The sequence below is a fragment of the Blautia sp. Marseille-P3087 genome, from assembly GCF_900120195.1.
In the GTDB taxonomy this organism is placed as follows: Bacteria; Bacillota; Clostridia; order Lachnospirales; family Lachnospiraceae; genus Blautia_A.
Window position 1 is genome coordinate 2,304,463 of sequence record NZ_LT635539.1, and the last position, 25,224, is coordinate 2,329,686.

Consider the following 25,224-nt stretch of genomic DNA (forward strand, 5'->3'; position numbering starts at 1 on the left):
GAGCCTTAAAAATCGCATATTTTAAAGATATATGGGCAGTTCCATTGCGGAATTGCCCATTTTCAGAAAGAAAAAGATAAATCGGTATTTATAAAGGAGAATATTGATGAAACTATTTTTATGTTCGCACTTTTCAAGTGTGGGAAGTCTGATAAAGGAAGAAATTGAAAATAAGAAAGTAGCATTTATTCCAACAGCTTCACTGCGTGAAGGCTACACCGGTTATGTCGGCTCGGCTCGAAAATTATTCAAAAAGTTGGGAGCAATCGTAACTGAAATTGATATTTCAACGGAGGCTTATTCAACGATACAGTCTGTTTTTGAAGAAGCAGATGTGATATATTTTACCGGCGGAAATTCTTTCTTTCTTATGGACCAGCTCCGTAAAACGGGAGCTGATGGGCTACTGAAAAAGGAATTGGCAAATGGAAAATTGATGATCGGCGAGTCGGCAGGCGCAATTATATGCGCTCCAAGCNTACACCGGTTATGTCGGCTCGGCTCGAAAATTATTCAAAAAGTTGGGAGCAATCGTAACTGAAATTGATATTTCAACGGAGGCTTATTCAACGATACAGTCTGTTTTTGAAGAAGCAGATGTGATATATTTTACCGGCGGAAATTCTTTCTTTCTTATGGACCAGCTCCGTAAAACGGGAACTGATGCGCTACTGAAAAAGGAATTGGCAAATGGAAAATTGATGATCGGCGAGTCGGCAGGCGCAATTATATGCGCTCCAAGCATCCAATATATCGAGCAAATGGATGAAAAGCCAGAGGACTACTCACAAGAAGATGATGCAGGGCTTGATTTGATTGATTTCTATGTTCTTCCGCATTATCTTACAGCACCATTTAAGAAAGTTACCGAGAAAATAATGACTGAGTTTTCGGATTTGAATCTATGCCCGATTAACAACCGTCAGGGAATTGTAATTGATGGTGAAGGTTCAAAGGTTATTTGCAAAGACTAATTTGAAAATTCCCATTTATCAAGCCCTTTGAGAGAGGAGGAACCTTTTCTCAAAGGGCTTTTTCTATTTTTACGGATATTCGCAAACTACAAGAAAAAGCCGAAACCTCATATACTTTAATCACAGAGGAAGTGGAGGTTTTGATATGAGTAACAGCTTAGCGGCAGTACATCCCGAATTGATTGCGGAATGGTCGGAGAAGATAGACATACTAAAGGAATATCTCTGTAAACAACGTGGAATCAAACTCACTAAGTTGCCGATGAACGGTAACAGCAATAGAACTTACGCCGGAAGGAACGGGTTACAGAGCGAAAACACGCTTTGCTAAATTCTATAATCTGCCCGAACTTATGGCGATGTTCAAAGAGGTTGCAGACATTAAAACAGCCGATATGCTTAATCTTCCTGTACCGGAAGCAGAGTATCATAATGTGTCGGTTGAACCGTCCGAAATGCAGAAAGAAATGGTTGCCTCCCTTGCAGAGCGAGCCGAGAAAGTTCGTGGAGGAGGTGTAGATTCAAGCGTAGATAATATGCTCAAGATAACAAACGACGGAAAAAAACAAAGATAAAAAGTCAGCACAATTAGTGTTCTGCGATTTATCGACACCAAAGAATGACGGAACATTTTCTGTCTACAATGACATCAGAAAGAAGTTCATAGAGCGAGGTGTTCCCGAAAGCGAAGTCCGATTTATCCACGAAGCAGAAACCGATGTGAAAAAGAAAGAACTGTTTCAGAAAGTTCGTAAAGGAGAGGTCAGAGTGCTGATGGGTTCGACTCAAAAGATGGGTGCCGGCACGAATGTTCAGGACAGGCTTATTGCACTTCACGATGTTGATTGTCCTTGGCGACCGGCAGATGTAGGACGGATTTTGCGGACATTCAAAATAAAAAAGAATGTGGAGGTAACAGACAATGGCAAAATCATTATTTGAGGAACTGGGCGGCAAATACGAAAGGCAAGGGGATTATTTGATACCGTGCTTAACTGTACCCGCCGAAGAAGAACAGGCAATAGGCATCTGGGGGCAACGGCATTTAGATTATCTAAAACAGTACCGTAAAGTTACATACACCAATCTTCTTACAAGCGGCAGGCTAAACGCCTACCTTGCCGACATCAACAGACAGGCACAGGAACGCTTTGAAAGGCTCATAGAGGGTATGAAACAGGCACAGGGCATAACGGAACAGCTAAAGGCAGAAAACGCCTTAGAATGGACAGGATGCCTCAATAACATAAGGGCTTGTGCGAGGGAGATTGTGGAAAAGGAAATTATTTTTGCATAAACAGATGATTAGTGGCAGGGGGAAATCCTGCCGCTTTTTCTGCTTTAGTTTGTCAGCTTGACAAATAAAGGGTTAAGGAATATAATTAGATTCAGTATTATACAAGGAGTTAATAAATATGCGGCAAGGTATTCTTAAATAAACTGTCAATTTGATAGTGGGAACAAAAAGTAGCAGTCTCGTTTCACTTTTAATATGGGGCTTAGTTTTTTGTACCCAGTTTAAGAATACTTTTATCATGTAATTTTATATGCCCGAAAACATATAAGTGTTTTGGGGCTATTGGAGTTATTTACCCAGTGATAGGAGTATTTATCACTGGGTATTTTTATGCCCTTTTTTGGGTGTTGATAGGAGGAAAATCACATGAAAATAATTAACTTAGGCATTCTGGCTCACGTTGACGCAGGAAAGACAACATTAACGGAAAGTTTATTGTATACCAGTGGTGCAATTGCAGAACTAGGGAGCGTAGATGAAGGCACAACAAGGACAGATACAATGAATTTGGAGCGTCAAAGGGGAATCACTATCCAGACAGCAGTGACATCTTTTCAGTGGGAGGATGTAAAAGTCAACATTATAGATACGCCAGGCCATATGGATTTTTTGGCGGAAGTATACCGTTCTTTATCCGTATTAGACGGAGCAGTATTATTAGTTTCTGCAAAGGATGGCATACAGGCACAGACCCGTATACTGTTTCATGCACTACAGACAATGAAGATTCCGACAATTTTTTTCATCAATAAAATTGACCAAGAGGGGATTGATTTGCCAATGGTATATCGAGAAATGAAAGCAAAGCTTTCTTCGGAAATTATAGTGAAGCAAAAGGTTGGGCAGCATCCCCATATAAATGTAACGGACAATGACGATATGGAACAGTGGGATGCGGTAATTATGGGAAACGATGAACTATTAGAGAAATATATGTCAGGGAAACCGTTTAAAATGTCAGAACTGGAACAGGAAGAAAACAGGAGATTCCAAAACGGAACGTTATTTCCCGTTTATCACGGAAGCGCTAAAAACAATCTGGGGATTCGGCAGCTTATAGAAGTGATTGCCAGTAAATTTTATTCATCAACGCCTGAAGGTCAATCTGAACTATGCGGGCAGGTTTTTAAGATTGAATATTCAGAGAAAAGGCGGCGTTTTGTTTATGTGCGTATATATAGCGGAACATTGCATTTGAGGGATGTTATTAGAATATCTGAAAAAGAGAAAATAAAAATCACAGAGATGTGTGTTCCGACAAACGGTGAATTATATTCATCCGATACAGCCTGCTCTGGTGATATTGTAATTTTACCAAATGATGTTTTGCAGCTAAACAGTATTTTGGGGAACGGAATACTGTTGCCGCAGAGAAAATTTATTGAAAATCCTCTCCCTATGCTCCAAACAACGATTGCAGTAAAGAAATCTGAACAGCGGGAAATATTGCTTGGGGCACTTACAGAAATTTCAGATGGCGACCCTCTTTTAAAATATTATGTGGATACTACAACGCATGAGATTATACTTTCTTTTTTGGGGAAAGTGCAGATGGAAGTCATTTGTGCCATCCTTGAGGAAAAATATCATGTGGAGGCAGAAATAAAAGAGCCTACTGTTATATATATGGAAAGACCGCTTAGAAAAGCAGAATATACCATCCACATAGAAGTCCCGCCAAATCCTTTCTGGGCTTCTGTCGGGTTGTCCATAGAGCCGCTCCCTATTGGAAGCGGAGTGCAGTATGAAAGCAGAGTTTCACTTGGATATTTAAATCAATCGTTCCAAAATGCGGTTATGGAGGGGGTTCTTTATGGCTGCGAGCAGGGGCTGTATGGATGGAAAGTGACAGACTGTAAAATCTGTTTTGAATATGGATTGTATTATAGTCCTGTAAGTACCCCCGCAGACTTTCGGCTGCTTTCCCCTATCGTATTGGAGCAGGCTTTAAAAAAAGCAGGGACAGAACTATTAGAGCCATATCTCCACTTTGAAATTTATGCACCGCAGGAATATCTCTCACGGGCGTATCATGATGCTCCAAGGTATTGTGCAGATATTGTAAGTACTCAGATAAAGAATGACGAGGTCATTCTGAAAGGAGAAATCCCTGCTAGATGTATTCAAGAATACAGGAACGATTTAACTTATTTCACAAATGGGCAGGGAGTCTGCTTGACAGAGTTAAAAGGATACCAGCCAGCTATTGGTAAATTTATTTGCCAACCCCGCCGCCCGAATAGCCGTATAGATAAGGTTCGGCATATGTTCCACAAGTTAGCTTAACAGCTTGCAAAAGTCATATAAAATGAGATTTGAAAGGATTAGAGACTAATTATGATGAAATGCGAATGGATATTGTGTCCTGTTTGTGGGAACAAAACCCGTAATAAAATTAGGAAGGACACTGTTTTGGAGAATTATCCCCTTTATTGTCCAAAATGCAGACAAGAAAGATTGATTAAAGTTGACAACTTGAAGATAACTGTCATCAAAGAGCCAGACGCTTAAGACGCAGAGCCGATGAAATTGTGGAACAATTCACGAATCATCGGCTCTTTTTGTTTCGTATTTGAAAGAACAAACTCACCAAATAAAAAAAACGATATTCGGGTGGGTTATTTTGTTATACCCTAAATTACCCTCTGAATTTGTTTTTAAATTTGGAGGGATTTTTTTATGTCCTTTTTTCGGGCAGTTATCTATCTGCTCATACGAAGCAAAATTTATCAATACATAGCATATCAGAGAACGGCAGGAAACCAGTTAAAAAAATTTCTGCCTATGCAACGGCACTTCCTGCCTTGAATGTAGAAGTACAATCTCCATACAACAGAATTAATATTTCCCATAACCGTAAAGGTCATAGAGCCTTTGCGGTTTTTCTTTTGTCGATTTTTGTTGGAAAGTGCCATAGGGCTATTAGTGGTGTTAGGTGTCGTTCGCCACCTCTCCATCTGGATTTTGAACATTTCAAAAATTCAGATGGGAGGTACTTACAGTGAAATACGCACCGAGAAAGGTATATATCAAGGAAAGCGGCAGATATGTGGAACTGTCCTATACGGATTTCTGCCGCCGCAGGGAATCCGACCAGACCTATATGGACAAGCTGTTTATCCCCATTCAAGGCTGTCTGCTTGAAGTCGTGAGGGAGCAATACACGGACTTCTACCGAGATAAGGAACGGTGGCGTTATCTGAAAAAATTAGATACGAAGAACAGCCTGCTTTCTCTGGATGGATTTACGGACAGCGAGGGGAAGCCTTTAGACTTTATCGCTGATGAAGCGGCAGACATTGCGGAAACCGTTGTCAATGCGGTTATGGTGGACAGGCTGAAAGCCGCCCTGCCTTTGCTGTCGGATAGTGAACAGGAATTGATACAGGCAATCTTTTTTGACGGACTTTCTGAGCGTGAAGTCGGGGCGAGGTTCGGCATAACCCAGAGCGTTGTGAACAAACGCAAAGCCAGAATCCTAAGAAAACTAAGAAAGATAATAGAAAATTAAAATTTAAGGCGTTCAGCCCCCTTGTTTTTTCCTTTGGGAAAATGAGGGGGTTTTTCTCTGCCCTCTCAATCAATTCTGATTGGAGGAAAAGAAGCATGGCATATAACCACGGACGGGAGGACAGGAAATGGCGTATCTGGAAAGAAGCGGAGGAAAAGCTGCTGCGTGAGTGCGGCGTTGATGAAGCGACCATTGAGCAGATACGCATTGCGGACAGGGCAGACTTCAATTCCAACAGGCGGTTTTACCGATGGACGAATGACATTGCGGAATACCTTGAGGACATGGCAGACAGGGAGCGGCAGACGGAAGTGGGTACGGTTGCGGAGTTACTGGACGAGATTGAGAGCGAAAATCTCTATCAAGTATTAGTCGCGGTGGACGGGCGTACCTTGAAAATCGTCCTGCTGAAAATGCAGGGGTATTCCACAAAGGAGATTGCCCCGCTCGTGCATTTGACGACTGGTGCCATCTATGCGAGGTTAGACCATCTGCGGAAGAAGCTACGAAAATTTTATAGCGTCTAAAACAGCCTGCCGTCCTGCGGGCTACTGGGTGAGGGATGGAAATCCCCTCACTTATTTTTTGCAGGAGGCAAGCGGGATGGCATACAGAGTTAAGGCGTACACGCTTCGGGAGGAATCCACGGAAAGCGGCACAAGGTATTTTATCAGCTTTAAGGACGGGCAGGGCAAATCCCACGAGTTGGAAGTGTCGGAACAGTTCTTTATGGAGTTTCGGCAGATGGAACGCAGGAACAGGAATCTCCTCCAATGGGACGAGCGGCACAGGGAGTTTTCGGAAGTATGGGACGAAACGCTGAACAGGCGGGCGTTGAAGCTGCCTAAGAGCATAGAGGAACAAATGATTGAGGCAGAACGGGCAGAACTGCTCTGTAAGGCGGTTGACGGACTGCCAGAGATACAAAGGCGGCGTTTCCTGCTCTACTACGAGTATGAGTTCAATTTTTACCAAATCGCCGCTATGGAGCATTGCACCGCTTCGGCAATACAGAAATCTGTTGCGATTGCAAAGGAGAAAGTAAAGGCGGAAATGAGGAAGTATCTCCAACCGTGACCGACACCGCCCGAAAAAGAAATCTGTTTTTTATTTGTGTGGGATTGGCGGCATTACATACTCTCACTTTTTCTTCGTGGGAGTAAATCTATTTTTAAGGAGGTCAACGCCTATGTGCAACGAAAACAAAAACACCGCCCGAAAGGAGGAAAGCCATGCAGAAGTTACAGACAGTCAACGCCGAAACGCTCCTTTATGAACCGCTTGAGAAGCCGTCCTTTGTGGTGGACAGCCTTATCCCCACAGGCTTGTCGCTGTTCTGCGGCTCACAGAAGATAGGAAAGAGCTGGCTCATGCTGAAGCTATGTTTATGCGTGTCGCAGGGACTTCCCTTGTGGGATATGCCGACAATGGAGGGCGACGTGCTTTACCTCTGCCTTGAGGACACGTTCTGCCGTATACAGGACAGGCTGTTCCGATTGACGAACGAAGCGAGCAGGCGGCTTCACTTTGCCGTGGCAAGCTGCAAGCTGTCAGACGGTCTTATCGTGCAGCTTGAAGATTATCTGAAAGATTACCCAAACAGCAGGCTTATTGTCATTGACACTTTGCAGAAAGTCCGTACAGCTTCAAAAGACAATGCCTACGCAAGCGACTATGGGGACATCTCACTAATCAAAGACTTTGCCGACAGGCATTCATTGGCGGTCATTGTCGTACACCACATCCGAAAGCAGAATGACAGCGATGTGTTCAACAAGGTGTCTGGGACGACAGGCTTAACGGGGAGTGCGGACGCTACCTTTGTTCTGGAAAAGGAGAAACGGGCATCCGACACCGCCAAGCTGTATGTGACGGGCAGGGACACGCCCTATCAGGAATACACGCTGCGTTTCCGTGATTGCAGTTGGGAACTTGTGGAGAGAAAAACGCAGGAGCAGCTTGCGAAAGAAACGATACCAGACGTCCTTTTTCGGTTGGTGGATTTTATGAGGGATAAGGAAGAATGGGCAGGCACGGCAACGGAGCTGTTAGCCGCTATGAGGGAAACGGAAACCATACCCACGGTGATTACGAAATGGCTCAATGAATACCGCACCACATTTTTAAATGAGAACCATATCGTTTATCAGTACAGCCGCAAAAAACACGGCAGGCAGATTTCGCTTGCAAAGCGGGCGGGTGACAGCGGTGACGGTGGTGACAGCGATATTGGGATACCCCCTGTTACTGTCATTGACGCTTAAAGCCGTGTAAAGCTGGCGACTCTGCCCTGCGGGTGACAGCGGTGACGGCGGTGACAGTGATTTTAGGATACCCTGCCGCTGTCATCCCTGCGGGAGAACACCCCGTAAACGCAAAGTGCAGGCGTAGGATTTACCCGCCCTTTTCGGCGTGTAAAACCACCCCTGCGGTCAGAAAAATCCTTCCGATTTTTCCGACTGCGTTTACAGGGTGTAACACACTACACTTTGCCCTGCAAAGTCGTGTGCCAGACGTTCCCTCTGGACTCCCTTATGGCAGGTCTTACGCCCTGCTTATCCTACGCTCCACGCTTCGGATAAAAGAATGGCAGCATGACGGTGACGGCTCTTGCGAGGGGGTATTCCAAAAACACCGTCATCATCGACATGACCGTCATGCAGGGAATAAGGGTGACAGTTGAGGCAGTCGGTAGGGGGTATCCCAAAACTGCTGTCACCGCCGTCACCGCTGTCACCCAAAGGGCAGTTTACCCGCCGAAGAAAGGAAGATGATGAATTATGCCCTATGCAATCCTGCGTTTCCAGAAACGCAAAGCGGGCGGCGTTGCGGCTTGCGAACGCCACAACGAGCGTAAAAAAGAAGCCTATAAAAGCAATCCAGATATAGATATGGAACGCTCGAAAGATAACTACCATCTTGTGAATCCGCCGAGGTACACCTACAAGAAAGAGATTAACCGCATGGTAGCCGAAGCAGGGTGCAGGACGAGGAAAGATAGCGTGATGATGGTGGAAACGCTTATCACGGCTTCGCCAGAATTTATGAACAGCCTGCCGCCCAAAGAACAGAAAGCGTATTTTACGATGGCTCTGGATTTCATTTCAGAGCGTGTCGGGGAGAAAAATATCCTCTCCGCAGTCGTCCACATGGACGAGAGAACGCCGCATATGCACCTCTGTTTTGTGCCGATTACACCAGACAATAAGCTGTCTGCCAAAACAATTTTAGGCAATCAAAAGAGCCTGTCCGAATGGCAGACCGCCTACCATGAGCGGATGTCCTCACGGTGGAATCAGCTTGAAAGAGGTCAGTCCTCAATGGAAACGAAGCGGAAACATGTCCCCACATGGCTCTATAAGTTGGGCGGCAGGCTTGATAAACAGTATGAGGAAATTGTGTCTGCACTGTCCGACATCAACGCCTTTAATGCAGGGAAGAAGCGTGACAAGGCTCTGGAACTGATTGCGGCATGGCTCCCAGACGTGGAGAAATTCTCAAAGGAAATCAGTAAGCAGAGTGCCTATATCAATAGCCTAAAGGAGCAAATCGGGCAGGAATCAGACTATGCGGGGCGTATGCGTGATGAAAAGTATGAGCAGGAACTAAAGGTGCAGAAAGCGAACCAGAAGATATTTGAGTTGCAGAGAACCAACGAGCAGATGGGGCGGCTGCTCTCAAAGATACCGCCCGAAGTGTTGGAAGAATTGCAGAAAAACCATAAAAGCAGAGCGAAAGAAAGGTAGATATGTGAATGAAGAAACAGGATTTTAAGGTGTTAAAGACCAAAGACTTGTACCCGTTTCCCGACAATCCGTTTCATGTGGCAGAGGATGAAACGCTGTCAGAATTAGCGGAAAGCATCAAGGAATTTGGCATTGTCACGCCGATAATCACACGCCCGAAAGAGGACGGGAACGGCTATGAAGTGATTGCAGGGCAGCGGCGTGTCCGTGCGTCTGAACTTGCAGGGATAAATACCGTGCCTGCGTTTGTCCTGCCCTTAGACCGTGACCGAGCCATCATCACCCTTGTAGACAGTAATTTACAGCGTGAGAATATCCTGCCATCAGAGCGGGCGTTTGCCTACAAGATGAAATCCGAAGCCATGAAGCGGCAGGGTTTCCGCACAGACTTAACCTCGTCACAAGTTGTGACGAAGTTGCGGACGGACGACAAGGTGGCACAGGGCTTCGGCGTAGGCAGGATGACCGTACAAAGATTTATCCGTTTGACGGAACTGATACCGCCGATTTTGCGGATGGTGGACGAGGGGAAAATCGCCCTCACGCCTGCGGTGGAACTGTCCTTTTTGAAGAAAGACGAGCAGGAAAACCTCTTTGCCACGATGGAGAGCGAAGAAGCAACGCCCTCACTCTCACAGGCACAGCGGATGAAAAGCCTAAGCCAGAGCGGGCGGCTTGACATGGATACGATATTTGCAATTATGACGGAGGAAAAGGGAAACCAGAAAGAAACCTTGAAAATCAACACAAGCAAGCTGAAAAAGTATTTTCCGAAGAACACAACGCCGAAGCAGATGGAGGAAACCATCATTAAACTTTTGGAGCGTGAATTGCAGAGGAAACGGGGCAGGGACAGCCGCTAATCTTCTCTTTTCGGGAGGTAAATGCAGAAAATTGAGGTATGAAGAATGAAAGAAATCCAGTATGAGATTGTAAAGGAAATCGCCGTATTGTCTAAGGGCGACAGCGGCTACACAAAAGAAATCAATCTTATCTCATGGAACGGAAGAGAGCCGAAATATGACATCCGCAGCTTTTCCCCGAACCGTGAGAAGTGCGGAAAGGGTATCACGTTGAACGCTGATGAAGCAGCAGCACTCCTTGAAGCATTACAGAAAGAAGTAAACAGCGGGGATTGATGGTATCTGATTGACAGGGCGGGGCGTTTCCAGACGTTCTCCTGCCCTGTCTGGAAAGGAAGATTTAAGTATGGGCGAGGATAAGAAAGCAGATAAAAAGAGAAAGCGTATCGTGCCGAAAGCACCAGTTCAGATGATAATCAGCCGTGAATATGTCGGCACGCAGACAGTCACAGAAGCGTTTATCCCGATTATTTCCGAGGATATTCGGAAGAAGATTGCCGAGGGCGACACCTTCGACAATGAGGGGCTGTCCGCTTAGAATGTACGCAATGGAACATGAAAACAGATAGGACAGATATGGAGGTTTTACAGTATGGCAGGAATAAGAATGGAGAACAAGATTTATGAAGTCGGCATGTACTGCCGCTTGTCAAAAGACGATGGCACGGATAACGAGAGTGCGAGCATTGCGACACAGAAATCCATCCTCACGGATTATGTGAAAAAGCAGGGATGGCACTTAGCAAAAACGTATGTGGACGACGGTTACTCTGGTACAAATTTCCAAAGACCAAGTTTCCAGAACATGATTAAGGACATTGAAAGCGGTCTGATAAACTGCGTTATCACGAAAGATTTATCTCGTCTGGGGAGGAACTATCTTGATTGCGGACTGTATCTGGAAGTGTTTTTCCCAGAGCATAATGTGAGGTATATAGCGGTCAATGACGGCGTGGACACGCTCAATAAATCCGCTATGGACATCACGCCTTTCCGCAACATCCTAAACGAAATGTATTCCGCCGATGTGTCGGTCAAGATAAAATCGGCGTACCGAGCGAGGTTTCAGCAGGGGAAATTCATGGGGACGACAGCACCATACGGTTACGTCAAAGACCCCGCCGACCACAACCATCTGCTGATAGATGACAAAGTTGCCCATGTGGTAAGGGAAATATTTGACCTTGCGTTAGCGGGCAACGGAATCGCCAAAATCCGCAAGCACATCAACAAACAGCATATCTTACGCCCCGCCGCTTATGCGGCGGAGCAGGGGGCAACAGGCTATGAGAGGTATTTTGAGGAGAATGAGGAGAACCGTTATATTTGGAGCGAGAACAGCGTAAGGGGCATTTTAAGAAGCCCGATATATGCGGGAAACCTTGCAGGCTACAAGCGGATTGCCGCCAACATGAAAAGCAAGAAACGCCCCTCTAAGCTGCCCGAAGAATGGGAAGTGATACCAGACACCCATGAGGGGATAGTCACGCAGGAGGAATTTGATACCGTACAGCAGCTTATTACAAGCCGCAGATTACCAGAAAACAAGGGCGGCTTTGAGAACATCTTTGCAGGCGTTATTAAGTGTGCGGACTGCGGCTATGCGATGCGGGCTATGAGTGCCAACAGGAGGAAACGCCCCGACATCATCGACTGCGTACAATATTCCTGCAATAATTATGGCAGATACGGTAATATCATGTGTACCGCACACAGCATTGAAGCGAGGGACTTGTTCAACGCTGTCCTCACCGACATCAACCGATTTGCGGATATGGCAGTCAATGATGAAAAGGCAGTGAGGGCGATTGAAAAGCGGCTCACGGAAACAGACCAGAGCAAGGCAAAGGCACTGGAAAAGGAGCAAAGAAAACTGAACAAACGCCTTGCAGAACTGGACAGGCTGTTTTCCTCACTCTATGAAGATAAGGTGATGGAGCGTATTACCGAGCGGAATTTTGAGATGATGTCGGGAAAATACCAGAAAGAACAGCTTGAAATTGAAGCAAGGCTGAAAGAGGTAACGGAAACGCTCAGCGACAGCTATGAGAAGACGCAGGGTGTCCGTGATTTCCTCTCCCTAATCCGCAACTATCAAGGCATTAAGGAACTGGACGCAACCATCATAAACGCACTTATAGACAAGATACTTGTTTCGGAACGTGAGAAACTTACAGACGGAATGGTGCGGCAGGAAATCAAGATTTATTATAAATTCATCGGCTTTGTCGGTGAATTACATATCACACCGACAAAGCGGTGGACTGCGTTAAAGCCTAAGAATTGTACGGTGTGCGGTGTTGAATATGTTCCCCGCTCTGGCATATCGAAGTATTGTCCTGCTTGTGCCAAGAAGATACAGAGGGAGAAATCAAACGAGAGCAAACGCAGGAGCAGGGAGCGAAACAGACAGGCATGTATTGAACTGTCCGCAAAAAATGACCGACTGACTTGGAGCAACGCAGTGGTAGAATTATCCGTCAGGGCAACTCAAATCCAAAGGTGGAAATCTATCGTTATGTTACAAAGCAGACCCTTGACGCATAGACTGCGTTTTCTTACACAGTCATTATCGGTACTATGTTCCTCTCCGACTCCCTCCCATCAGAAATACGATTTCGCCAAGCTTATACGCTTTCTTTTTACCTTTCGGTGATGGGTAGGGTCTCTCCAGTTCCGAACCACACTTTTCATATATACCGTTTCCTCTATACCGAGGGATTCCTCCGTGCTGCTTTCCAGTTTCTTCACACGTTCCATGGCTTTCACCCATATACCCAAGGTTCAGCTTTCCTTTGCTCTCTTTTCAGAGACCTTTTTTAACGATACGGCAGAATTCACTTTATGTTACGGTCTGCATAATTGCTCGCCCCTCTTATCGAGGTTACTTTATCCACTCGCTTAGTATCCTGCATTACTGCAACGCACCGAGTTTAGCTACACGGCTCACTGGCGATTACCGTGACCGGACTTACACCGGCTAGTGTGGTCCAGCTTCGCTGGACACACGGTAACAAAAAAGCGCCGTATTGCTACGACGCTTTTGTTTTGCCCGGAAGCTGGAGCAAGGGAACGCTATTCAATTATCTGTTGTACTTTTTCTTTCTGCTGACAATCGTTGTGCCAATGGCTGCACCGCCGCTGACAAACAGCAAGGCAATCCACAAAGCAAGGTTGCTTGTATCGCCGGTCCGCGGAGATTTGGAATCGTCCTTCAGCTTCGCCGTTACGGTGTCGGCTTTTTTGATTTCCTTTGTACCGTCCTTGTCGCTGTAATATTTACCGCAGCCTTCGCAGTACCAGTACTCGATATTGCCCTCGGTGGTCTTGGTCGCCGCAGTTGCCGGGAAGTGCTTTAAGTCGGTGTGGTTCTTCGCATCAAGCTCACCGTATTCCGCACCGCAGACTTCGCACTTTGCCTTGTCCTTGCAGGTCGCTTTCCCGCCGGTGTGCTCAGTCAGCTTCTTGCCGCAATAATCACACTTGTGGTCTTTGTTATCGTCTGCACACTCGCTGATTATATAATCGCAGATATCACATTTGTGGTCTTTGTTTGCATCGATGCAATTCTCGGTTTCCGTATGGCTGGTGTCACGCTTACAGATTCGGGTGTGGGTCTCTTCATCGCTGTTCTGCGTCCAAGCGCCCCAGTCGTGATCCAGCGCATTGCCGGAGAAGAAGGTCGCCTCATCCGCCGTGCCCTCGGAGCTCAGACCGCAGACTGCGCAGGACTTGTAATAGATTGCCTTTTCGGTACAGGTTGCAGCAGACTTCAAATACTGCGCCTCTGCTTTTTCAGCAGTGAAGCTGTGTGCTGCCATCTCGCCGTATTCGCCGCCGCAGACCGTGCAGACAGCCTTGGCGGTGCAGGTCGCCGTGCCGCCGTGGCAATTCTCGGTTTCCGTATGGCTGGTGTCACGCTTACAGATTCGGGTGTGGGTCTTTTGATCGCTGTTCTGCGTCCAAGCGCCCCAGTCGTGGTCCAGCGCATTGCCGGAGAAGAAGGTCGCCTCATCCGCCGTGCCCTCGGAGCTCAGACCGCAGACTGCGCAGGACTTGTAGTAGACCGCCTTTTCCGTGCAGGTGGCGGCGGATTTCAGGTACTTTGCATCCACGGTCTCCGCCGTGAAGTCGTGGGGCAGCTTTTCGCCATACTCAGCCTTGCAAAACTCACAGACGGCATTTTGGGTGCAGGTCGCTTTGCCGCCGGAGTGCTCCGCGTAGCCTTTCTTTCCCGCGTTATCCGTCACATCGCAGTTTTCATTGGCACATTCATGCCAGTGATGCGTTGCATCGGACGTCCAATCGGACTTCCAGCTATGGCCCGTAGCTGGAATCGGCTCTATTTTTGTTGCGTCGCACTTGGTGCAGCTATATGTCTTTTTGCCCGCTTTTGTGCAGGTAGGCGCTGTTGTTATCGTACCGCTGTCCCAAGTATGAGGGCTTACGTCATCCTTTGCATCGCAACGGGAACACTGCTTCCAGTGCTCGTTATCATCATGTGTCCAACTGGTAGTAAAATCATGTCCCAGAGCATCGCCGTATTCGCCGCCGCAGACCGTGCAGACAGCCTTGGCGGTGCAGGTCGCCGTGCCGCCGTGGCAATTCTCGGTTTCCGTATGGCTGGTGTCACGCTTACAGATTCGGGTGTGGGTCTTTTCATCGCTGTTCTGCGTCCAAGCGCCCCAGTCGTGCCCAAGCGGTTCGGAAGATCCGCCGCAATCCGTGCATGTCCTTCCGCTTGTGCAAGTCGCCGTTCCGCTCCACATGTGTGACTCCCAGTAATCCCATGTATTATCACACACCGTGCATGTAAGAGCGGTTCGGTGCAATTTATCATTTGCGTATTGATAAGTCACCCTTACCGTTTGTATCTGGCCGCATTTACGACAAAGCGCAATATTCGCCGCATATGCCGTCATAGGCATAACAGCCAGCATCACGCACAGTATGAGCACAACGCTCAAAATTTTCTTATTCATATAGTTTCCTCTCCTTTCCTTTGCTGTCCTTTGACAGCTTAAAATCGTATTTCATTTCCAGCATTGCAAACAGCTTATACATAACCTCTGTAGCAATTGCTTCAATATCCAGTGATTGAATAAAGGCAAGCACCTTTGCCTGTTCTTCCTCTGGCACACGATATACTCTCATTGCTGCCGTCAAAAAGCGACTGAGCTTGCGTTCCAACGGAAAATGAATATCACATTTTCTCGCCATATAGCTGCGCATCAATCCCGCCGTGCCAATTTCCATCTCATAAAAGTCGCTCTCGGTATCATCGGGAAAATTTTCACCAAAAATCTGCTTCAGCTCTGCTGTGGTATGCAGGTAAATATATTCCGACGTGTCGGGCAGGGAATAGGCTTCAATGTAGATTTCTCGCAGGTTCTCATTCAGTTCAGTCAGTGTTAGTTGAATCGCCGTTTCCACCGCATAGGCATAAACCGACGGCAGCTTGCTGTCTGCAATGCTTCTTGCCACGCCGAACTGTCCGCCGAACATCGTTTCGGTCAATTCCAGCAAAATTCTGTCCTTGGTAGGAAACAGATTCAAATAGCTTCCCCTTGCCACACCTGCCTCGTCCACAATCTGACTGACAGTGGTGTTTTTATACCCCTGCTCCAAAAAGAGACGAACGCATACGGTCAGTATTTTCCTCTTTGTTTCGCTGCTGTCTCTTCGCAAATATATCACCTTTCTTCAAATATTTTAGTATATATACTAATAATATCATCTTGAGAGTGAAAAAGCAACTGGCATTTGATATTTTTCCGCATTAAATTGTGACATTTCCGCAAACGCTGGCTTCTTCCATTACTCACGGAACTTTATGACTTCTTGAATACTACCCGCAAAGGAAAAGCCGCCGTCTGTTGACAGCGACTTTTCTTACTTAGTATTAACAGTATATAAGCTCACTCGAAACGATTTCCATAGCAGCGCTACGGATGTTGTTCATCCTCTGCACCCACAGCATTTGATTTTCCGCTTTGAGGGCTTCCGTTACGCCCTCTTTTTTCGAAAAGCTGCTTTACCAGCCGAGAAAACATTGCTTCTGCCTGCTCGTTGAGGTCTGCAAGGTAAGCCTTTCTTCCTCTGCTCTTTCAAACGGGTCGTCAAACATAATGGCAAGTTCTTTATGGAACTGTGATGACATTTCATCGTCATATCCATAGCAGTCAAGTGTGCGACTGCTTCTCTTTGCATACTTGTCCTCATTTCGATTACCTCTCCCTGTGCAATGGAAAGATGAACAAACGGAGAATATCTTTCTATAACAAGGGGATACTTCTCCCAAAGCTTTTTTACCGATAATTCCGTAATAATCGCCCATCTCTCATCTCCGGTATAACCGTTATATTCGTATTTAAGATTTATCAGTTTATCAAGTAAATGAAAAGCAGGAGAACAGTATTCGATTAAAAGAATGACAGGTGGCAGAGTCATCGAAGCAAATACAGATTTTTATAGATACCCTATCTGCCACCTGCCGTCTGCCAGTGTATGAAATTACGAAAATAGATTGCGAATCGCTTGCAACTTGCAATCAAACAAGATATAATGAAGAAAAAAGAGGAGGCGATATCTATGGCAAGAACAGCAAATGTATTTGCACGTGTCGAACCTGAAGTAAAAGAACAGGCAGAGCAGGTGCTTGATCGACTTGGAATTCCAATGTCCAATGCAGTAGGAATGTTTCTGAGACAGATTGTACTCCAGAGAGGAATTCCTTTTGAGATGAAACTTCCAGCTTATGAGGAGCCTGTTGCATATGGCTCTCTGACAAAGGAACAGTTCAATGCAGAAATAGAAAAAGGTATGGAAGATATTAAGGCTGGCAGAGTGTATTCAGCAGATGAAGTTGAAGCAGAAATGAAACGGGAATTTGGTATATGAAATATAAAGTGATGTATACAGCAGGAGCAAAGAAAGATCTGCGAAATATTTTCAGATATATTTCAGAGGAACTGTTAGCTCCGGAGAATGCTGCAGGACAGGCAGAGCGGATTATGTATGGTGGACGTGATGTTTATAAACAGTTAAGCCAAACAGAAGACGTTTCAGTAAATTAAAACAGAATATGGAACAAAAACACGAGCAGTTAGTCTATGAAAAATAGGTTAGCTGCTTTTTTTATGCAAACAAGGAGGTGCCGTGTATGGGATATGCACGTAAAGATGTAGAGAAAACAAAGAAAATAGCAAAGAAATTTGTTCGCTATCAGGAAGGGGCAGAGCTTTACAGCATACCGCATTACTTATGAAGAGTGTGTTCAGATGGTTGGTCAGATGAAGGATTCTTTTGAAACAGATGTATTTGGTGTAGAAAAAGATGTGATGGTAAAACTGATAATGAATGTATTGATTTCCGCATAATTAGTGCAATGAGTGGGCAATTCCAATCGGGATTGCCCATTTTTAAAACAAACAAAAATACAAATCAAAATTTGCTGTGTCTAAATACTTTTAATTAGCCGATTACGGCATCCTCTGCTGTAAAATGTTCCAGAGAATTTTCTTTTACCTGAATGCAGATATAAGTAATTCCAGAAATATCGGATGCAAAAAACTGACGCTTTGCAGCAGGTGCGATTTTTAGCCAGTCTCCAGTTGAAAGGCTGATTTCTTCTCCATCAATTATGGCTTTGCCGTTACCTGAAAGAATTCCATAGATTTCTTCATTTTCTTTATGAGAATGAACAAATGGGACATTTGCTCCTGCAGGTAGTTCGTTTAAACTGATTTCTGCACCTGTTAAAGACAACTTTTCATGCAGCTCAATTCGGTTTTCCTTTCCAATAGTTGTTTTTGTGTAATTTGCCATAATAATACCTCCATAGTTAATTTGTAGTTTCTGGCTGCTTGGTATTAGTATAGTGTGAGACACATACAAAAACAAGTACGCACCTTTTTGTAACTGTACACTCAAAAATGAATGTGTTACAATAGAATCGGAGGTGAGAATTATGCGAGCAAAAGAAGAATTACCGGAATGCCCAGTTGCAACAGCAGTATCTCTTATCGGAGGAAAATGGAAACTGCTGATTTTGCGTAACTTGAAAGAGCGTCCATGGAGATTCAATGAGCTACAACGAAGTATAGATGGTATTTCACAAAAGGTTTTGACAGATAGTTTAAGACAAATGATGAGTGATGGGCTGGCATATCGCCACGATTACCATGAGCAGCCACCGAGAGTTGAATACGGCTTAACGGAACTCGGAACAAAAATGCTTCCAATTGTTAATTCACTTGCTGACTTTGGTAACTACTATAAATCAATTATTGAACAGAATTAAGGACGTTAGTATTTGAAGAGCTCGAACAATTCAAGTTGATATTTCACATATTTTAGGAAATTTAATAACTGTTATATTTAATTATCAAATTCTTCGCAAACCCTTGAAAATACTAAGTTTGTAGCAAGTGAGCTTTCCCTTACTCTTTCCCTTGTGTTATATTCTCACATTGGTTTTCATGAACCTTAATATGGGAAAAAATAAGGGAAAGAAAATTTCATAACACAGTATAACAATAACGACATGGTGAACTGATTGAAATGTTTTCGATATTTAACTCTATAACTGATTATTAAAAGAAAATGGAGATAAGATACGATGAGAACAATTTATGCAGAATACAACATAAATCACGATAGTATTGATGTTTACACAAGTGCCGGATATATGCTTCGCATTGATTGCTGGAAAGCTGAAAAAAATCTAAAAACCACATACGGATCAGAATGTGCGCTTACTTCATTGGCTGTGGATGAGCCTTTGGAATATGCAAGATTATATCTTGAGGGTAATTTACAGATGTGGGTAGATGCAGAAGACTCACTAGAGTTATAATCCTTATCCATATAAATAATATGCAAATATATATCCCATCAATATAGCGAATATACTGAAATAAAAGTATCTTTATAATCAATTTTAACCAAAAGAATATGTTCTTAGAGGAGGTGTCTCCCGAAAGAACATATTCTTCTATTATGGGTAATTATAAATATAGAACATGCTTTTCTTGTGCTACAATTTCTTCACTATGAGTTACAACAATAACTGTTTTTCCCTGTTCACTTAACTCATGCAATATATTCATAACAATCTCACTATTTTTTTTGTCTAAGGAACCAGTTGGTTCGTCTGCTAATACAATCGAACATTTCTTTAGCATTAAACGAGCTAACGCAACTCTCTGCTGTTCGCCACCAGATAATTGATAGACTTTTTTGTTAATTACTTTCTGTAAACCAACTTTTTCAAGAGCTTCATTTATTGAAATATCCGTTCTACCTGATTTTTTTATTATTTCTAGATTTTCTTTTACTGTTTTGTTTTCCAAAAGGGCAAAATTTTGAAATAAAAATCCAACAACTTCTTTGAAATATTTCTGCTTTTTTCCTTTTTTTGCCACATCAAAACCATTCACAATAATAGAACCTTTGTCAGGAGTTTCAATACCTCCAATCATATTAAGTAAAGTACTTTTTCCGCATCCACTTTCGCCACTAATTACCAAAAAACGGCTATCTGGAATTTCCAAATGAAAATTTTTGAACAAAATTTTATCATTATATGCTTTGCATAGATTTTCAATTGTTATCATAAGCAACCTCCTTTTAATGATTTCGGTATGTTTGTTTTTTCAACAATTGTGATATTAAAGAAAATAATTGTAAATTCTATTAGTGCCATAAATGAACTAACAAGAATGCTAATTCCTACTTCAGTCTGTACCGATAATAAAGAATAGATAAGCATACCTACTAATATCACAAAATTTTCCACTACAATCATTTTAAGAAGTGTTTTGTGCCGTTCAAATAAACTATATCCAAAGATTTTCATCAAGGAAATTTTCATTGCATTTTCTCGGAACTCTAGTCTACTTACTGTAACAATAATCATAATATTTAAAAGCAATACAATCGTACAAAGAGAACTTAAAAATCCCACGAGTTTTATTAAAAATGTGTGATTATATAAATACTGTTCATGTACGTTTGTAATTACTAGCTGATAATTTCCAAGCATATCTTCATACTTTTTGCTGATATTTCTTAGCTGTTTTTCATCACATTGAAATAAAACTGCTCCTGCTTTATAGCTTTCAAGATACCCACCATTGACTGCTAAATCTTTGTTTGCCTGATAAATAATTATCGGATTTTTGCTTTTTTCGATACCATTTATTCTACTTGTATCTAAATAGGAAAAGTATTCTGTTTCGCTATACTCTATGTACTGAATATTTAATTGTTGTAAATTATCATGATTTAAAACATGGCTCAAGGAGTCATAGGCTAATTGCTTGTTTTTAGCAAAATATCTATTCTTTGGAATGAAAATAATCAAATCAGAAGATTCATTCTCTACTGCATTTATCTGCTTCGTAAAACCTTGTAACATATCTTTTGCATGATTATTTACATATATCACATCATTTTTATCATTTAAAATATTCAAGCATATTACAGGCTTTAATGTGTTATATTCATTCTTGTATAGTTTATTCCAAAAAGCTTCTTCTTTTTCAGCATTAAAATCAGTAGTCTTTACGGTAAAATAATTTGCATCATAATATTCTTCTAACAAATGTTCATTTGTAAATAGGTTATTATGAATACTACTAATATTAGTGGTAATTGTAAAAACAGCGGCTACCCCTGCTATAAATTTTAACGAATAAATTAAAAAATCCACTCCTCTTTTGTGTGTTGCATTTGCGAATGCCTTTCTAATATCAAAAAAGCAAAAAGAACAATATGGAATAGTGGAAAGAATAATTCCAATGGAATATAAAATTGTGACGAGTCTATTCTCATATGCTCCCGATATATAATTTGACAGCAATATTTTTGCAACAATAAATAATGCAATGTCAAAAGTTACATCGAATAAAGCAGCCTTAAATGCTATGAAACCAGCACTTTCTCCTAAGGAAACTCGTACAACAACCTCTTTTTTTCGCCTAACCACTTCAATTACATTTAGAACAATCATCAATGCAATAATCATACCCCATATAATAAAAATCATGTCCTTTTCCGTAGAATTCCAATATTCTGGATAAGTTAAGCTATATTTTTCTGATAATTTCTGATATGCAGAGATAATATTGTCCTCATTTCCTATGTATGAGATAAAGTTTTCATAACCCACAGAGGTACTTTGCAATTCTGAGAGATTATGAAATTTTACTTTCGTAATTCCGGAAACTAAAGCGGTATATTCTGATTCTTCTATGTTTGCAGTATTTTTTAATGTTTGTCTGATTACTTTATCATCGCCATAAATATGAAGTGTTGAAAGGTATTTATTATTGATTTCATTGTACTGAGAAAAAATATGTACATCATTCTCCGTTGCAGTTTCTGATACATCTTTCAGAAACTGCGACATATCTTCACTAGCAACTTCATAGCGTGATGACGTAAAATATGCTGTAGAAAAGTTCCAAAGCTGATCTTGAAATATTTCAGATTGCATAAGTATTCCAAAAATCAGGAAACAAAACAAACATAAGTTTTTAATTGCTTTCATTTATTTCAACCCCAGATTCCATACTTTATTTGCTTTTTCAAATATCGTAGTCAATATTGTGCTATTTTCATCAACAATCCATTGATCTTCTTGATCTTCAGCTTTTTTGCTACTTGACAACATAATTTGAGTATTCAAATCCTTATAGTCATTAAATAGCACGCCTTGACTTATTCCTTGGTGAAATGGTTTTATCCAAATAATTAGTGCATATCGAACATCTGACTCAGCTATCGCAAGATTTCAATTCCAAAGCAAATAATCAGGGACAGACACACTATACTGGAATCCATCTTTATCTGTGTAAATTTTTACTCCAGATTCTTCTATTTCAGGGAAGTCTTTCTGAAATTCGTTATATGGTTTATAACTCCCGAAGTACCAAAATAAATTATAGCAACAGAACAAAATAACCAAAACAATTCCTATATATTTTATTTTTTTCTTCATTTATATACACTCCACAAAAAAGAGTGGTTGGAATTCCAACCACTCAGCCATTATCCCGAACCTTTGTTTAGTAGCTATTACCGTAGGTAATACTATTTCCTTTATGAGCAACCTCAATTTTAGACCAATTACCTTTACCAACATTTGAACCCGAAAAAGAACCATTTCCATTCTTGACATATGCGTAATGATCTTTAGTTGAATGATATGCGTGTGCATAATCTTCATTAATAGCAAGAGTATTATAACCATAAGTCAAAACACCTTTTCCGCCATCAGATGTAGTGCTCAATTCCCACTTTTTATCAAATGTCTTATTCCCGTTTGTAACAGAAAATGCCATTACTGGAATTGATGAAGAAATTAACATTGCACTAATAGCTACCCCTACAATCACTTTCTTTGCTCTCATAAGTTTTACCTCCTTTGATCTGCTGTATTTCTATTTATATTTTATCAAATATTTTGTATCTAGTCAATCAGTATCTTGACTTATATCAGGGCAACCGCATAAAAAATATCCATCATGGAACAAAAATTCCTTGATGGATATTTTTAAATGGTTTCTGCAATTTTCTGAAAAATCAATTCCTGCACATACTCTAAATGATAGGTATACAGCATACTCATTTTTTTATAAGTCATTTTCTTCTTTTTATCAAATCGTGTATCCAATTTCATTAGGTTATAACAAATCTTTCTAATCAGGGCTAAATTCTGCATTGCTTTTTCTTCTTTAATCTTGCAGGCATCTTCCCGAAAATGTACATCCAATACCCAATGCAGGCTGTTTTCTATCTCCCAATGTCCCCTCACAATGTGTGACATTTCTTCCGCTGTCATCTCTTCATCCAAGATATAGTATCTTGTTTCACGGCTTCTTTTTCCACTGATTTCACGGACACTTTCTACCTTGCCAATGGATTTTAACCCCTTCCAGTTTTCTTTTCCCGTCAGATAATCAATATCCCGGGTAATGAAATAGTTTCTTTTTTCTATTCGTCCATGATTTTTTTCTATAGTTCGGTATGTACTGAGTTTTTCCGGTTCTTCTTTTTCTGCATAAGAAAAATACTCTTTTACCTCTTCATACAGGAGTGGCTGGTTTGTTTTTACTGCAAGACAATAATGACCTTTTTGTTCTACAATCTGTTTTGCAATCGGCTTCTGACATCCGATTGCATCGATAGTTATTACACAATTCGATATGTCCAGCTTCTTTAATAACTTTGGTATTTCTTTGATTTCATTGGTCTTTTCCCCTACTTTTAACTGCCCAATGGAAAGACCATAATTTCCTAGATATGCGGATATGATATAGGGAATACCTCTGCCATTCGCCGCCGCTGCACGCACAGCTTTTCCGTCAATGGCAATCCTTTTCGGGTCTGTATCTTCATTTTTCTGAAGTACTGACAGTACATCCCTGATCCATTGATAAAACAGCTCCATAAATTTTTCCGGTTCTATTCTGCTTTATCAGCATTTTCCTGCCTGCCACAGCCTGATGCTGTCATAAGAACTATCGCTGCTAAAATCAATGCCACTTTCCGTGTTACACTTGTTCGTTTCATATTTTGCCTCCTCTTTTCTATCATTTTTCCTTTCAATCACGATTCATTTTTACCTTTTGGGTATATATGAAAATTTTGCTCGGAAAATACCCATAATTTTCCCTTAAATCCGCGTTTTTTGAGGATTTTTTTGTGATAATGGACATACACAGATGGTTTTTCATGCTATATGCCTTATACTCGCTTCGCTCGGCAGTCTTATTATATCTTATCTCATTTTATTTTTGTTAAACCTTCGTCTAAATTAAGAAAATCTTCCATATTTCCAACCATAAAATACACGTTCTGCGAACACTCTATGATTAAGTGAAACAGCAGTCTTCACAGTTCATCCATATCTCCCCCGCAGATGCGCACCGATATCTCCGTCACATACTCCTCCACCGTCTCCGCCATCAGCTGATCCACCGTGTAAACTTCCAGGAACTCTTCCGCCAGTGTAATCTGATGTTCATCTGCATAAGCAAGAAGTTTCCGATAAGCCTCCCCGATGTTTCTCCAGTGCCCTTTAAAATAAGTTGTCAGATATTTCCCCGCAGGCATAAAATGGCAGGACATGCCGCCCGGCTTATGTTTCATCAGCAATATTACGTTGCTGTAATTTGCATAGATCTGCCGTCTGACATCTTTTGCATACTGGATGCAACCAATCTCATAACAGATGCTTTTGCTGTTGTTCTCATAAAAATTGATCAGTTCCGCTGTGCGCTCCGCAAATTCTGATTCCGAAACGTCTAAAAATGCATCAACCATCAGATAATATCTGCCCGGTTTTTCACAGACAAATATTTCATCTTTTTCTTTCTCTAAATATGCCCTGATTTTTTTACTTTTTTCTTCCATCCACTGCCTGCGATCCTTTAACAGCCAGATTTTTTCTGCCAGAATCTGTTCCTCTTTTTCAAACAGCTCCAATAATTTTTCCGGAGTCCGGTCACTTAAAAAGGCCTGGATCTCTTTTAAAGACATACCAAGTTCCTTTAGCATAATGATCGCTTCGAGCACTTCGATCTGATGGATCGAATAATAACGGTACTCGTTATCAAGCACGATCTCCGGCGAAAACAAGCCGATCTTATCATAATGAAATAAAGTGTTTTTGGTGACGTGCATGAGCTTTGCAAGCTCACCAGTTGTCAGATATTGACTTTTGTCCACTTTTAATCTCCCCTCACGAAAAAAGTTCTTGACTATATGGTAACAATATAGTTTATTATAGCATTTGTGTCTCAAAACCGCAATTTCCATCCGCGCT

General features: G+C 42.3%; 29 protein-coding genes and 2 pseudogenes. 20 read left to right on the top strand and 11 right to left on the bottom strand.

The annotated features are described in order from the left end of the window. The first annotated feature begins 106 nt into the window (after positions 1 to 106). The 16 genes and pseudogenes from BQ7344_RS16040 (at position 107) to BQ7344_RS11020 (ending at position 13,047) form a co-directional block, all read left to right on the top strand. Positions 107 to 541: a Type 1 glutamine amidotransferase-like domain-containing protein gene (locus BQ7344_RS16040; RefSeq protein WP_143143560.1), complete on the top strand. Its 435-nt coding sequence runs from the start codon at positions 107 to 109 to the stop codon at positions 539 to 541. Next, positions 474 to 974: pseudogene (locus BQ7344_RS10935) on the top strand (Type 1 glutamine amidotransferase-like domain-containing protein); the annotation flags it as partial. The gene BQ7344_RS16040 and the pseudogene BQ7344_RS10935, both read left to right, overlap by 68 nt. Before the next feature lie 266 nt (positions 975 to 1,240). Then, positions 1,241 to 1,916 (top strand): annotated as a pseudogene (locus BQ7344_RS10940) (hypothetical protein); the annotation flags it as partial. Then, entirely contained in the window at positions 1,897 to 2,271 is a 375-nt protein-coding gene (locus BQ7344_RS10945) for a TnpV protein (protein WP_001129922.1), read from the top strand. The pseudogene BQ7344_RS10940 and the gene BQ7344_RS10945, both read left to right, overlap by 20 nt. A gap of 366 nt (positions 2,272 to 2,637) precedes the next feature. Next, on the top strand, positions 2,638 to 4,557 hold the full coding sequence (gene tet(O), locus BQ7344_RS10950) for a tetracycline resistance ribosomal protection protein Tet(O) (RefSeq protein WP_002596250.1): 1,920 nt from the start codon (positions 2,638 to 2,640) through the stop codon (positions 4,555 to 4,557). Positions 4,558 to 4,611: 54 nt separating this feature from the next. Continuing rightward, complete coding sequence (locus tag BQ7344_RS10955; RefSeq protein WP_224783670.1) at positions 4,612 to 4,782, top strand: cysteine-rich KTR domain-containing protein; 171 nt, start codon at positions 4,612 to 4,614, stop codon at positions 4,780 to 4,782. Positions 4,783 to 5,272: 490 nt separating this feature from the next. Next, the gene (locus BQ7344_RS10970) at positions 5,273 to 5,782 is read left to right on the top strand and encodes a sigma-70 family RNA polymerase sigma factor (protein WP_002596252.1); all 510 of its coding nucleotides are present in this window, start codon (positions 5,273 to 5,275) and stop codon (positions 5,780 to 5,782) included. Between the two features lie 95 nt (positions 5,783 to 5,877). Beyond that, positions 5,878 to 6,309: an RNA polymerase sigma factor gene (locus BQ7344_RS10975; RefSeq protein ID WP_002596253.1), complete on the top strand. Its 432-nt coding sequence runs from the start codon at positions 5,878 to 5,880 to the stop codon at positions 6,307 to 6,309. A 76-nt stretch (positions 6,310 to 6,385) separates the two neighbouring features. Further along, the gene (locus tag BQ7344_RS10980) at positions 6,386 to 6,859 is read left to right on the top strand and encodes an RNA polymerase sigma factor (RefSeq protein ID WP_002596254.1); all 474 of its coding nucleotides are present in this window, start codon (positions 6,386 to 6,388) and stop codon (positions 6,857 to 6,859) included. Positions 6,860 to 7,014: 155 nt separating this feature from the next. Continuing rightward, positions 7,015 to 8,046: an AAA family ATPase gene (locus BQ7344_RS10985; RefSeq protein WP_002596255.1), complete on the top strand. Its 1,032-nt coding sequence runs from the start codon at positions 7,015 to 7,017 to the stop codon at positions 8,044 to 8,046. A gap of 330 nt (positions 8,047 to 8,376) precedes the next feature. Beyond that, positions 8,377 to 8,556, top strand: coding sequence for a hypothetical protein (locus BQ7344_RS10995; RefSeq protein WP_004613323.1), 180 nt, complete (start codon positions 8,377 to 8,379; stop codon positions 8,554 to 8,556). Positions 8,557 to 8,562: 6 nt separating this feature from the next. Further along, positions 8,563 to 9,528, top strand: coding sequence for a MobV family relaxase (mobV, locus tag BQ7344_RS11000; protein WP_002596256.1), 966 nt, complete (start codon positions 8,563 to 8,565; stop codon positions 9,526 to 9,528). Positions 9,529 to 9,536: 8 nt separating this feature from the next. Next, positions 9,537 to 10,391: a ParB/RepB/Spo0J family partition protein gene (locus BQ7344_RS11005; protein ID WP_002596257.1), complete on the top strand. Its 855-nt coding sequence runs from the start codon at positions 9,537 to 9,539 to the stop codon at positions 10,389 to 10,391. A 45-nt stretch (positions 10,392 to 10,436) separates the two neighbouring features. After that, entirely contained in the window at positions 10,437 to 10,667 is a 231-nt protein-coding gene (locus tag BQ7344_RS11010; RefSeq protein WP_002596258.1) for a YdbC family protein, read from the top strand. Positions 10,668 to 10,737: 70 nt separating this feature from the next. Then, positions 10,738 to 10,929, top strand: coding sequence for a hypothetical protein (locus BQ7344_RS11015; protein WP_002596259.1), 192 nt, complete (start codon positions 10,738 to 10,740; stop codon positions 10,927 to 10,929). Positions 10,930 to 10,983: 54 nt separating this feature from the next. Next, on the top strand, positions 10,984 to 13,047 hold the full coding sequence (locus BQ7344_RS11020; protein ID WP_235816097.1) for a recombinase family protein: 2,064 nt from the start codon (positions 10,984 to 10,986) through the stop codon (positions 13,045 to 13,047). Between the two features lie 427 nt (positions 13,048 to 13,474). Here the strand turns inward: BQ7344_RS11020 and BQ7344_RS11030 are convergent, their stop codons facing one another. From BQ7344_RS11030 to BQ7344_RS11045, 4 genes are all read right to left on the bottom strand, one after another. After that, the gene (locus BQ7344_RS11030) at positions 13,475 to 15,373 is read right to left on the bottom strand and encodes a hypothetical protein (RefSeq protein ID WP_072522597.1); all 1,899 of its coding nucleotides are present in this window, start codon (positions 15,371 to 15,373) and stop codon (positions 13,475 to 13,477) included. Then, a complete protein-coding gene (locus BQ7344_RS11035; RefSeq protein WP_083585531.1) occupies positions 15,366 to 16,088 on the bottom strand; it encodes a TetR/AcrR family transcriptional regulator in 723 nt (240 codons plus the stop codon). Before BQ7344_RS11035 ends, BQ7344_RS11030 begins: the two co-directional genes overlap by 8 nt. Before the next feature lie 205 nt (positions 16,089 to 16,293). After that, positions 16,294 to 16,371 (bottom strand): TnpV protein, encoded by a 78-nt coding sequence (locus BQ7344_RS16975; RefSeq protein ID WP_317258981.1) that lies wholly within the window; start codon positions 16,369 to 16,371, stop codon positions 16,294 to 16,296. Positions 16,372 to 16,425: 54 nt separating this feature from the next. Continuing rightward, positions 16,426 to 16,728, bottom strand: a complete 303-nt coding sequence (locus BQ7344_RS11045) for a hypothetical protein (protein ID WP_235816098.1) — start codon at positions 16,726 to 16,728, stop codon at positions 16,426 to 16,428. A 254-nt stretch (positions 16,729 to 16,982) separates the two neighbouring features. Between BQ7344_RS11045 and BQ7344_RS11050 the strand changes: the two genes are divergently transcribed. Together BQ7344_RS11050 and BQ7344_RS11055 are read left to right on the top strand one after the other, a co-directional pair. Further along, entirely contained in the window at positions 16,983 to 17,291 is a 309-nt protein-coding gene (locus tag BQ7344_RS11050; RefSeq protein WP_026649468.1) for a type II toxin-antitoxin system RelB/DinJ family antitoxin, read from the top strand. Then, the gene (locus tag BQ7344_RS11055) at positions 17,288 to 17,467 is read left to right on the top strand and encodes a hypothetical protein (RefSeq protein ID WP_072522598.1); all 180 of its coding nucleotides are present in this window, start codon (positions 17,288 to 17,290) and stop codon (positions 17,465 to 17,467) included. Before BQ7344_RS11050 ends, BQ7344_RS11055 begins: the two co-directional genes overlap by 4 nt. A 397-nt stretch (positions 17,468 to 17,864) precedes the next feature. Here BQ7344_RS11055 and BQ7344_RS11065 read toward each other — a convergent pair whose 3' ends face one another. Then, complete coding sequence (locus tag BQ7344_RS11065; RefSeq protein ID WP_004614173.1) at positions 17,865 to 18,218, bottom strand: cupin domain-containing protein; 354 nt, start codon at positions 18,216 to 18,218, stop codon at positions 17,865 to 17,867. A gap of 142 nt (positions 18,219 to 18,360) precedes the next feature. On the opposite strand from BQ7344_RS11065, the gene BQ7344_RS11070 reads away from it, so the two are divergent. Both BQ7344_RS11070 and BQ7344_RS11075 read left to right on the top strand, forming a co-directional pair. Continuing rightward, a complete protein-coding gene (locus tag BQ7344_RS11070; protein WP_008373705.1) occupies positions 18,361 to 18,693 on the top strand; it encodes a winged helix-turn-helix transcriptional regulator in 333 nt (110 codons plus the stop codon). A gap of 318 nt (positions 18,694 to 19,011) precedes the next feature. Then, entirely contained in the window at positions 19,012 to 19,248 is a 237-nt protein-coding gene (locus BQ7344_RS11075) for a DUF6061 family protein (protein WP_004843528.1), read from the top strand. Between the two features lie 151 nt (positions 19,249 to 19,399). Here the strand turns inward: BQ7344_RS11075 and BQ7344_RS11080 are convergent, their stop codons facing one another. From BQ7344_RS11080 to BQ7344_RS11105, 6 genes are all read right to left on the bottom strand, one after another. Further along, entirely contained in the window at positions 19,400 to 20,008 is a 609-nt protein-coding gene (locus BQ7344_RS11080) for an ATP-binding cassette domain-containing protein (RefSeq protein ID WP_005608342.1), read from the bottom strand. Further along, on the bottom strand, positions 20,005 to 21,945 hold the full coding sequence (locus tag BQ7344_RS11085) for a DUF1430 domain-containing protein (protein WP_005608344.1): 1,941 nt from the start codon (positions 21,943 to 21,945) through the stop codon (positions 20,005 to 20,007). Before BQ7344_RS11085 ends, BQ7344_RS11080 begins: the two co-directional genes overlap by 4 nt. Before the next feature lie 243 nt (positions 21,946 to 22,188). Beyond that, entirely contained in the window at positions 22,189 to 22,395 is a 207-nt protein-coding gene (locus BQ7344_RS16555; protein WP_235816099.1) for a hypothetical protein, read from the bottom strand. A 67-nt stretch (positions 22,396 to 22,462) separates the two neighbouring features. Then, complete coding sequence (mdcF, locus tag BQ7344_RS11095) at positions 22,463 to 22,807, bottom strand: broad-spectrum bacteriocin mediterrocin MdcF (protein ID WP_005608346.1); 345 nt, start codon at positions 22,805 to 22,807, stop codon at positions 22,463 to 22,465. 143 nt (positions 22,808 to 22,950) lie between these two features. Beyond that, positions 22,951 to 23,847, bottom strand: a complete 897-nt coding sequence (locus BQ7344_RS11100; RefSeq protein ID WP_072522599.1) for an ISAs1 family transposase — start codon at positions 23,845 to 23,847, stop codon at positions 22,951 to 22,953. Between the two features lie 443 nt (positions 23,848 to 24,290). Next, entirely contained in the window at positions 24,291 to 25,127 is an 837-nt protein-coding gene (locus BQ7344_RS11105) for a MerR family transcriptional regulator (RefSeq protein ID WP_072522600.1), read from the bottom strand. Positions 25,128 to 25,224 lie beyond the last annotated feature (97 nt).

Coding starts and splice junctions, on each gene's coding strand:
- BQ7344_RS11050 (WP_026649468.1), top strand. CDS start 16,983: ATGGCAAGAACAGCAAATGTATTTGCACGTGTCGAACCTGAAGTAAAA.
- BQ7344_RS11080 (WP_005608342.1), bottom strand. CDS start 20,008: ATGATAACAATTGAAAATCTATGCAAAGCATATAATGATAAAATTTTG.
- BQ7344_RS10985 (WP_002596255.1), top strand. CDS start 7,015: ATGCAGAAGTTACAGACAGTCAACGCCGAAACGCTCCTTTATGAACCG.
- BQ7344_RS10975 (WP_002596253.1), top strand. CDS start 5,878: ATGGCATATAACCACGGACGGGAGGACAGGAAATGGCGTATCTGGAAA.
- BQ7344_RS11015 (WP_002596259.1), top strand. CDS start 10,738: ATGGGCGAGGATAAGAAAGCAGATAAAAAGAGAAAGCGTATCGTGCCG.
- BQ7344_RS11065 (WP_004614173.1), bottom strand. CDS start 18,218: ATGGCAAATTACACAAAAACAACTATTGGAAAGGAAAACCGAATTGAG.
- BQ7344_RS10955 (WP_224783670.1), top strand. CDS start 4,612: ATGAAATGCGAATGGATATTGTGTCCTGTTTGTGGGAACAAAACCCGT.
- BQ7344_RS10995 (WP_004613323.1), top strand. CDS start 8,377: ATGACGGTGACGGCTCTTGCGAGGGGGTATTCCAAAAACACCGTCATC.
- BQ7344_RS11055 (WP_072522598.1), top strand. CDS start 17,288: ATGAAATATAAAGTGATGTATACAGCAGGAGCAAAGAAAGATCTGCGA.
- mobV (WP_002596256.1), top strand. CDS start 8,563: ATGCCCTATGCAATCCTGCGTTTCCAGAAACGCAAAGCGGGCGGCGTT.
- mdcF (WP_005608346.1), bottom strand. CDS start 22,807: ATGAGAGCAAAGAAAGTGATTGTAGGGGTAGCTATTAGTGCAATGTTA.
- BQ7344_RS11100 (WP_072522599.1), bottom strand. CDS start 23,847: ATGGAGCTGTTTTATCAATGGATCAGGGATGTACTGTCAGTACTTCAG.
- BQ7344_RS11045 (WP_235816098.1), bottom strand. CDS start 16,728: ATGGGCGATTATTACGGAATTATCGGTAAAAAAGCTTTGGGAGAAGTA.
- BQ7344_RS11030 (WP_072522597.1), bottom strand. CDS start 15,373: ATGAATAAGAAAATTTTGAGCGTTGTGCTCATACTGTGCGTGATGCTG.
- BQ7344_RS11070 (WP_008373705.1), top strand. CDS start 18,361: ATGCGAGCAAAAGAAGAATTACCGGAATGCCCAGTTGCAACAGCAGTA.
- BQ7344_RS11005 (WP_002596257.1), top strand. CDS start 9,537: ATGAAGAAACAGGATTTTAAGGTGTTAAAGACCAAAGACTTGTACCCG.
- BQ7344_RS10945 (WP_001129922.1), top strand. CDS start 1,897: ATGGCAAAATCATTATTTGAGGAACTGGGCGGCAAATACGAAAGGCAA.
- BQ7344_RS16975 (WP_317258981.1), bottom strand. CDS start 16,371: ATGCTGTGGGTGCAGAGGATGAACAACATCCGTAGCGCTGCTATGGAA.
- BQ7344_RS11085 (WP_005608344.1), bottom strand. CDS start 21,945: ATGAAAGCAATTAAAAACTTATGTTTGTTTTGTTTCCTGATTTTTGGA.
- BQ7344_RS16555 (WP_235816099.1), bottom strand. CDS start 22,395: ATGAAGAAAAAAATAAAATATATAGGAATTGTTTTGGTTATTTTGTTC.
- BQ7344_RS10980 (WP_002596254.1), top strand. CDS start 6,386: ATGGCATACAGAGTTAAGGCGTACACGCTTCGGGAGGAATCCACGGAA.
- BQ7344_RS11010 (WP_002596258.1), top strand. CDS start 10,437: ATGAAAGAAATCCAGTATGAGATTGTAAAGGAAATCGCCGTATTGTCT.
- BQ7344_RS11075 (WP_004843528.1), top strand. CDS start 19,012: ATGAGAACAATTTATGCAGAATACAACATAAATCACGATAGTATTGAT.
- BQ7344_RS11020 (WP_235816097.1), top strand. CDS start 10,984: ATGGCAGGAATAAGAATGGAGAACAAGATTTATGAAGTCGGCATGTAC.